At 68.9% G+C, this 7,575-nt stretch carries 6 protein-coding genes and 4 pseudogenes; 5 read left to right on the top strand and 5 right to left on the bottom strand.

Annotated elements, in window-relative coordinates:
* Positions 1-143 precede the first annotated feature (143 nt).
* Positions 144-1,343: an IS110 family transposase gene (locus ABZ565_RS32135; protein ID WP_361034786.1), complete on the top strand. Its 1,200-nt coding sequence runs from the start codon at positions 144-146 to the stop codon at positions 1,341-1,343.
* 18 nt (positions 1,344-1,361) lie between these two features.
* On the opposite strand, the gene ABZ565_RS32130 is transcribed toward ABZ565_RS32135, so the two are convergent.
* Complete coding sequence (locus tag ABZ565_RS32130; protein ID WP_361034768.1) at positions 1,362-1,595, bottom strand: hypothetical protein; 234 nt, start codon at positions 1,593-1,595, stop codon at positions 1,362-1,364.
* Between the two features lie 317 nt (positions 1,596-1,912).
* Here ABZ565_RS32130 and ABZ565_RS32125 point away from each other — a divergent pair, with 317 nt between their 5' ends.
* Complete coding sequence (locus ABZ565_RS32125; protein WP_361034765.1) at positions 1,913-2,989, top strand: alpha/beta hydrolase; 1,077 nt, start codon at positions 1,913-1,915, stop codon at positions 2,987-2,989.
* 51 nt (positions 2,990-3,040) lie between these two features.
* On the opposite strand, the pseudogene ABZ565_RS32120 reads toward ABZ565_RS32125, so the two are convergent.
* Both ABZ565_RS32120 and ABZ565_RS32115 read right to left on the bottom strand, forming a co-directional pair.
* Positions 3,041-3,513, bottom strand: a pseudogene (locus tag ABZ565_RS32120) (prephenate dehydratase domain-containing protein); the annotation flags it as partial.
* Positions 3,513-3,743 (bottom strand): annotated as a pseudogene (locus ABZ565_RS32115) (Ku protein); the annotation flags it as partial. The pseudogenes ABZ565_RS32120 and ABZ565_RS32115, both read right to left, overlap by 1 nt.
* A 120-nt stretch (positions 3,744-3,863) precedes the next feature.
* Here ABZ565_RS32115 and ABZ565_RS32110 point away from each other — a divergent pair.
* Positions 3,864-4,257, top strand: a pseudogene (locus tag ABZ565_RS32110) (oxidoreductase); the annotation flags it as partial.
* A gap of 67 nt (positions 4,258-4,324) precedes the next feature.
* On the opposite strand, the gene ABZ565_RS32105 reads toward ABZ565_RS32110, so the two are convergent.
* Positions 4,325-4,828 carry an SRPBCC family protein gene (locus ABZ565_RS32105; RefSeq protein ID WP_361034762.1) on the bottom strand — a complete coding sequence of 168 codons (504 nt, stop codon included), beginning with the start codon at positions 4,826-4,828 and terminating at the stop codon, positions 4,325-4,327.
* Positions 4,829-4,957: 129 nt separating this feature from the next.
* Between ABZ565_RS32105 and ABZ565_RS32100 the strand changes: the two genes are divergently transcribed.
* Together ABZ565_RS32100 and ABZ565_RS32095 are read left to right on the top strand one after the other, a co-directional pair.
* Positions 4,958-5,656 (top strand): TetR/AcrR family transcriptional regulator, encoded by a 699-nt coding sequence (locus ABZ565_RS32100; protein WP_361034759.1) that lies wholly within the window; start codon positions 4,958-4,960, stop codon positions 5,654-5,656.
* Positions 5,657-5,746: 90 nt separating this feature from the next.
* A pseudogene (locus tag ABZ565_RS32095) lies at positions 5,747-6,761 on the top strand (helix-turn-helix domain-containing protein).
* A gap of 14 nt (positions 6,762-6,775) precedes the next feature.
* Here the strand turns inward: ABZ565_RS32095 and ABZ565_RS32090 are convergent.
* Complete coding sequence (locus tag ABZ565_RS32090; RefSeq protein WP_361034756.1) at positions 6,776-7,537, bottom strand: class I SAM-dependent methyltransferase; 762 nt, start codon at positions 7,535-7,537, stop codon at positions 6,776-6,778.
* Between the last annotated feature and the right edge of the window lie 38 nt (positions 7,538-7,575).

The raw sequence follows: 7,575 nt of genomic DNA, 5'->3' as shown, positions 1-7,575 counted from the left end.
GGGCCCGGAGGCATCGACGGACCGCTGATGAGGGGCTTGAGCACCGGCTTCACCCGAGCCGGAAGAGCTCTCCGTAACGTGGATGTGGCAGCTCGGTGCCGAGGCAAGGCCGGACGCAAGCGTGATGGAGGGGCCTGCACGTGATCGATACCGGCGACATCGACGTCTTCCTTGGCCTGGACGTCGGCAAGGGCGAACACCACGCCACCGCCGTCACTCCGGCCGGGAAGAAGGCGTTCGACAAGCGCCTGCCCAACACCGAGCCCAAGCTCCGCGAGCTCTTCGCGAAACTGCAGGCCAAGCACGGAACAGTGCTGGTCGTGGTCGACCAGCCGGCCTCGATCGGAGCCCTGCCGCTGGCGGTCGCCCGGGACATGGGCTGCCCGGTCGCCTATCTCCCGGGACTGACGATGCGGCGGATCGCCGACCTCTACCCGGGCGAGGCGAAGACCGATGCGAAGGACGCGTTCATCATCGCCGACGCGGCCCGCGCGATGCCGCACACGTTGCGGGTGATCGGCGGCGAGGACGAGACGATCGCCGAGCTGGAGATGATCGTGGGGTTCGACGACGACCTGGCCGGCGAGGCCACTCGGGTCGCGAACCGGCTCCACGGCCTGCTGACCCAGATCCACCCGTCCCTGGAGCGGGTGTTGGGGCCGCGGTTGCAGCACCCGGCCGTCCTGACACTGCTGGAACGGTTCGGGTCTCCGGCCCAGATACGCAAGGCGGGGAGGCGGCGGCTGGTCACGCTGCTGCGGCCGAAGGCGCCGCGGATGGCCGAGCGGCTCATCGATGAGATCTTCGCCGCGCTGGACGAGCAGACCGTCACCGTTCCGGGGACCGAAGCAGCCGCCTTGATCGTCCCGAGCCTGGCCGGGTCACTCACCGCCGTGCTTGACCAGCGGAAACTGTTGGCCGGGCGGATCGAGGAACTTCTGGAGGACCACCCTCTTTCGAAGGTCCTGACGTCGATGCCGGGCATCGGGGTCAGGACCGGAGCCCGGATCCTGATCGAGGTCGGCGACGGCAGCACCTTCCCGACCGCCGGCCACCTCGCCGCCTACGCCGGTCTCGCCCCGGCGACCCGAAGCTCAGGCTCATCGATCCGCGGCGAACAGCCGTCGCGGCGAGGAAACAAGCAGCTCAAACGGGCCTTCTTCCTGTCCGCGTTCGCAGCCCTGGGGGATCCGGCATCGCGGGCCTACTACGACAAGAAGATCGCCCAGGGCAAGCACCACACCCAGGCCCTGCTCTGCCTCGCCAGACGCCGGGCCGACGTCCTGTTCGCGATGCTCCGTGACGGAACCTTCTACGAGCCCCCACCGGCTGCGGCCAGGTGAGGAGTCCAGACCGCTCGATCAGCCCTCCGGCCGAAGCCGCTGACGAGCGGCCTCAAGCCGCTGGTCATAGTCAGGCGCGAACAACTCGGGAAGGGTCTTGTCGAGGGTTCCGGCGATTCGATGAATCGGTGCCCAGACCGCCGGATCGTCGACAACGCGGCTGAGGTCCGTCATCTGGAGCTTCTCCAGCCAGTGCGACAGCACCAGCGCCTCGTCACTCGTGAGCTTGATCGTCACCTGGCTATCACTCATGCACACCCCTACCGCTCGGCCCGCCCCTGACCACACGAACCTACTGGCCTCGGACCTTGACCAAACACATAGGGGCACCCCCCCGACACTCGGCCCACGCCGGTACCCCCTGCCAGCCCCCTCCGGATCGCGCGACTCGCCGCCGCATCGACCCCGCCACGCGCAGGTCGTCACCTGCTGGACAGGTGACGACCTTCTGTGCGAGGGTCGCCATGCCCTCGGGGCCCGGCACTTCCGTACGGCAGGTGTGAGCGCCATCGCGGGCAGCGCGAGCCGGACAACGTATGAGCACGTACACGTATGACGGAGGGTTTGACATGATCAACAGGCGCACTTTCAGCAAGGCCGTCGGCCTGGGCGCCGGCGCGACCGCGGTCTCGCTGTCGGGCCTGGGGTCCGATGCGTCCGCCTCCACCAGCTCGCACGGGCGGCCGGGCGGCGGCTCGCAGGTTCCCACCGTCCCGGCGATCACCCCGGGCACCCACACGTCCTTCGGCGAGATCAAGCAGGTCAAGGCGGGCGTTCTGAACGTCGGCTATGCCGAGGCCGGTCCCGCCCACGGCCCGGTGGTCATCCTGCTGCACGGCTGGCCGTACGACATCCACAGCTACGTCGACGTCGCCCCGCTCCTCGCCGGCCTGGGCTATCGCGTCATCGTCCCGTACCTGCGCGGACACGGCAGCACCACTTTCCTGTCCGACCGCACTCCGCGCACGGCCGAGCAGTCGGCCATCGCGCTGGACGTCATCGCCCTGATGGACGCCCTGAAGATCGAGAAGGCCGCGCTGGCCGGATTCGACTGGGGCTCACGCACCGCCGACATCATCGCCGCCCTGTGGCCGGAGCGGGTCACCTCCATGGTCTCCACCAGCGGCTACCTCATCACCGACCGCAAGATGCAGGCCGCACCCGCCGACCCGGCCGTCGAGCGCACCTGGTGGTACCAGTGGTACTTCGCCACCCCTCGCGGCAAGGCGGCCATGGAGGTCGAGGAGAGCCGCCTCGCCCTGTGCCGCTACGTGTGGACCCTGGTCTCCCCCGACTGGGACTTCGACGACGCCACTTACCACCGCACGGCGGAGGCGTTCAAGAACCCGGACTACGCGGCCGTCGTGCTCTTCAACTACCGCTGGCGAATCGGCCTGGTCGACACGGACCCCCGGTACGCGCGCCACGAGAAGCTGCTCGCCGCCCAGCCCGCCATCCACGTGCCCACCGTCACCCTCGACGCCGCGCTCGACCCCTTCACCCCGCCGCCGGGCGACGGTTCGGGCTACCGCCTCCACTTCACCGGCCCCTACGCGCACCGCACGATCGCGGACATCGGCCACAACCTGCCGCAGGAGGCGCCCACCGCCTTCGCCCAGGCCGTGGTCGACGCCGGCCGCCTCTGAGCCCGGGGCGCGGGCCGGCGGCCCTCCCTCAAACCGCTCTCGCGGACCCGGTCAGCCCCTCAGCCGGTGGGGGTGGGCCGGGTAGACGCCCAGGATGCGCACCTCGGAGGAGAAGAACCGCAGTTCCTCCAGGGCCAGGGCGACCCGCTGCTCGTCGGGGTGGCCCTCGGCCTCGACGTAAAAGCGGCTGGCGTTCAGCCCCGCGCCGATCTGGTAGCTCTCGATCCTGGTGAGGTTCACGCCGCCGGTGGCGAAGCCGCCGAGGGCCTTGTGCAGCGCGCTCGGGATGTTGCGCACGCTGAAGAACAGGCTCGTCATGGTCGGCTGCCCCGGGTCCGGGGCGGGAGCGGGCGTGCGGGACAGGACGACGAACCGCTGGTGTTCTCCGGGTCGTCCTCGACGCCGGCGCGCAGGACGTCGAGACCGTGCAGCCCGGCCGCGGCGGGGGGTGCGAGTGCCGCGTGCCGCGCGTCGCCCATCTCGGCGACCTCGCGCGCCGCGCCGGCGGTGTCGTCGCAGACCAGGCGTCGCGGTAGCGGTCCCGGAACTGGGCGATGTCGTCGGTGGTCATGGACTCGGCGAGCTGGACGGCCTGCTCGATCTCCGACTCGTCCACCTCCACCTGCTTCGGCGCGAGGGACTCGGGGCTGCGGACCTCGTCGGGCCAGTGCATCGCATGAAGCACGATCGCACCTTCCTTCACCTGCAGGAGCCCCAGCCGCTCACGGCCATGCCACGCCCATTTCGCGATGGCGTTGTTCTGCGATGCCGCTGGTCGGGGTGGTCAGATGCGCCAGGTGCGGATGCGGGCGGCCACCTGGTAGACGTCGCACTTGCCGTCGCGGATGTCGCGGACGAGATCGACCATGGCGCCGATCTCGCGGCGTGGGTGCTCGACTGCGCGGAGAGGGGAACCATCGGAACGTACAACGCGGTCGGCCCGGTCGTGCCCTTTGGGGAGTGGGCCGCGCTGTCGAGGGAGATCGGCGGCCACACCGGACGACGATTGGCTGCTCGGCCAGAAGGTAGTCCAGGCCATGGGCCCGGAGTCGCTCGCTCTGTGGGTGGCGGACCCGGACTGGGCCGGGTTCAGTGCCCGCAACGGCGCTGCGGCCGGCGCGGCCGGTCTTCGACACCGGCCTCGGACGGAGCTGCTGGCGGACACCCTGCGCTGGGAACGAGAGCAGGGTCTGGATCGGCCCCGCCGGGCCGGCCTGAGCGTTGAGCGCGAACGCGAACTCCTGGGGGCACTGCGCAAGGCTTCGTGAGCGCCCTCGCGATACACAGGCGAGATGACCAAGACCGAGCGCCGCCGCCTCCCCCGCGTCGTCGTGCTCAGGACTGCTCTGCGGCGGTCTTGACCAGATCGAGCCAGCGCGTCAGCTCGGCATGCAGCTTCGCCTTGTTGTAGACGAGGCCGAGCAGCGTGCCGGCCATGGACTCCTCGGTGCGCAGGAGCGTGGTGCCGTCCGCGCACGGTGCGAGGAGGTGGCGGTGGACGGCGCGTGAGCCCATCGCGGTGCCGGTCCAGGTGATCTCGCGCAGCGGTTCGACAACCGCGAACCGTGAGGCGATTTTCGCCTTCCCGTTGACCCAGGTGAACCGCGAGTCCACCGCCGCCGTGCCGGCCCCGGCGATGTGCACGTCATGGATGGCCGGGGCGAACGCCGACCAGCCGGCAGGGTCGGCGAGCAGCGCCCATACCCGCTCGACCGGTGCGTTGATGACCACTTCGTGTGTGGAGCGGATGGGCGCGGCCTCGTCGATCCGGTGCTGCTTGGCGTAGTTCTCGTGGAGCTCGTCGAGCGACGGTCCGCGGTAGCGCATCTCCTGGAACATGGTGCCCCTCCCCATTCATGAGCGTGACTTGTGCTCTCGTTAGAGAACAGTAGTCACGTTCCAGCTCAGCCGTCAAGAACACTGTTCTTGTTTCAGATCGCCGTTCTTGTTCTGTGGCATGCTGGAGGCATGGCAGCCATCCCCAACGCCCGCCAGCGGGCCCGCGCAGCACTGATCGACGACATCAAGGCCGAGGCATTCCGTCAGTTGTCGGAGCATGGCTCCGCCGGCTTGACGCTTCGGGCCGTCGCCCGTGAGCTCGGGATGGTGCCCTCGGCGCTCTACCGCTACTTCCCCGGCCGGGAGCAACTGCTCACCGCTCTGATCATCGACTCCTACGGCGACCTCGCCGACCACCTGGACGCCGCGGCGGCTACCAAGGAGGTGCACCGGGAGCGCTGGCTGGCAGTGTGCCGGGGCGTAAGGGACTGGGCGCTGGCCCACCCCCACCAGTACGCACTGCTGTACGGCACGACTGTGCCCGGCTACCAGGCACCCCAGGACACGATCACCCCCGCCGCCAGGATCCCGCTGTTGCTACTGGGCATCGCGTGCGACGCCTGGCGCACCGGACAGCTCACCCAACCTGCCGACGAACCCTGGTCGGACGAGGTTGCCGCGAACGCCGCGACCCTCGCCGAGGCAACAGGCTTCCCCGATGTCCCGCCCTCACTGCTCATGCGCGCCGTCAGCGCCTACACCCAACTCTTCGGAACCATTAGCATGGAACTTTTCGGCCACCTCCACGGCGCGTTCGACAACGACACCGTCTTCTTTGACCACAGCACCACTCTGCTCGCCGGTCTCGTCGGATTCCGCACCTTCTGACCGCAGGAGAGGCGCATGGGTAGCAGAACTGGACATGGGAACAGAGCCGAAGCTGCGCACCGCTATGGGTTCCGACCGCTGGTAGGTGTGGTGGCAGAGCCCGTTCGAGTCCGCAGGCTGACCGATCAGGAGGGGCAGCGGCTGCAGCAGATCGTGCGCCGGGGCAGTACCAGTTCGGTGCGCTATCGGCGGGCGATGATGCTGCTGGCCGCGGCCGGCGGGAACCGCGTGCCGGTGATCGCCCAGCTGGTCCAGGCGGACGAGGACACCGTCCGCCACGTGATCCACCGGTTCAACGAGATCGGCCTGGCCTGGCTGGACCCTCGGTGGGCGGGAGGCCGTCCCCGCCAGCTCAGCGATGACGACGAGGACTTCGTCATCCAGACGGCTACCACCCGCCCGCGCAAGCTCGGCCAGCCCTTCACCCGCTGATCGTTACGCAAACTCGCCGCCTACCTGCGCAAAGTCCACGGCCGGGTGATCCGGATCGGCCGCGAAGCCCTGCGCTGCCTGCTCGCCCGCCAGGGCATCACCTTCCAGCGCACCAAGACCTGGAAGGAGTCCACCGACCCCGCGCGCGACGCCAAGCTCGGCCGCATCGAACACGTCCTGGAGCACTTCCCCGACCGCGATTCGCCTTCGACGAGTTCGATCCGCTGGGCATCCACCCCACCGCCGGGTCCTGCTGGGCGAAGCAGAACCGGCCCGACCGCACCCCGGCGACCTACCACCGCACCCAGGGCGTCACCTACTCCCACGGCTGCTACTCGATCGGCGACGACACCCTGTGGGGCGTCAACCACCGCCACAAAGGCGCCGCGAACTCCCTGGCCGCCCTGAAGTCGAGCTGTGCTTCACCCCGACCAACGCCTCCTGGGCCAACCCCATCGAGGCCCACTTCGGGCCACTGCGGCAGTTCACCCTTGCCAACTCCCACCATGCGAACCACACCGTCCAGACCCGCGAACTGCATGCCTATCTGCGCTGGCGCAACGCCAACGCCCGCCACCTCGACATCCTGGCCGCCCAGCGCAAAGAGCGTGCCCGAATCCGCAGCGAGAAAGGCATCCGCTGGGGCGGCCGATCCATCGCCCCTGCAGCCTGAGGGACAGGTAGACATCACGGACGAGCGGCTACCAGCAGATCAACGACGTAGATCTCTTCTACCACCTCAGCAGGGAAATCTCCCCGCAGTCGGCTGCGCTCCTCGGCAAGAAAGGCACGGCATGCGGCCTGGCCGAGGACGAGGAACGCCGAGCGACTGCTGATATTGGCGAGGTGCGTGTCGAGGGAGACTTCGCGCTGCCAGCGGATCTGTCGGCGCGTGACCTGCAGTCCGCTCAGCCCCGAAAGCCGGACGGCGTCGTTATCGTCGGGACGCACCGCGGAACGCGCGGGAACTCCGCAGTGATGCGCGATGCGCTCGTGCTGGGCATGGATCCACGGCACGTCGAAGGCGGTGGTGTTCCACCAGATTGCCAGCGCACCGCCCGGGCGCAGAACACGCAGCGCCTCAGGGACGGAACGGCTGGTATCGGTCCACTGCCATGACTGCGCGTACGTGATGAGGTCGTGCGAGGAATCGGCAAGCGGCAGGGCGTTGCCGTCACCCCGGACGACCGGCACAGCCGGGAGCACCCGACGAAACTCGACAGCCATCGCGTCCCCAGGCTCGACGGCGATCACGTCAGCACCCCGCTCGCGCAGGAGCCTGGTCAAAATTCCAGTGCCCGCACCGACGTCCGCGACGCGGACACCCGCCAGCGAACGGCTCAGGAACTCCTCAACGACGTCGAAAAGCGCGGGCGGATACGAAGGACGACTCGCCTCATACTGGGCGGGCGCCGAGTTGAACGAAAGAGCACGTGAGCTGGCGGTCATCTCCTCATCATCGTTCCCTGACCCAGCGTTGGGCACCG

The sequence above is a fragment of the Streptomyces sp. NPDC016469 genome (assembly GCF_040632905.1).
GTDB lineage: Bacteria > Actinomycetota > Actinomycetes > Streptomycetales > Streptomycetaceae > Streptomyces.
Note: the sequence above shows the minus strand (reverse complement) of the source record. Positions and strands in the feature narration are given on the sequence as shown.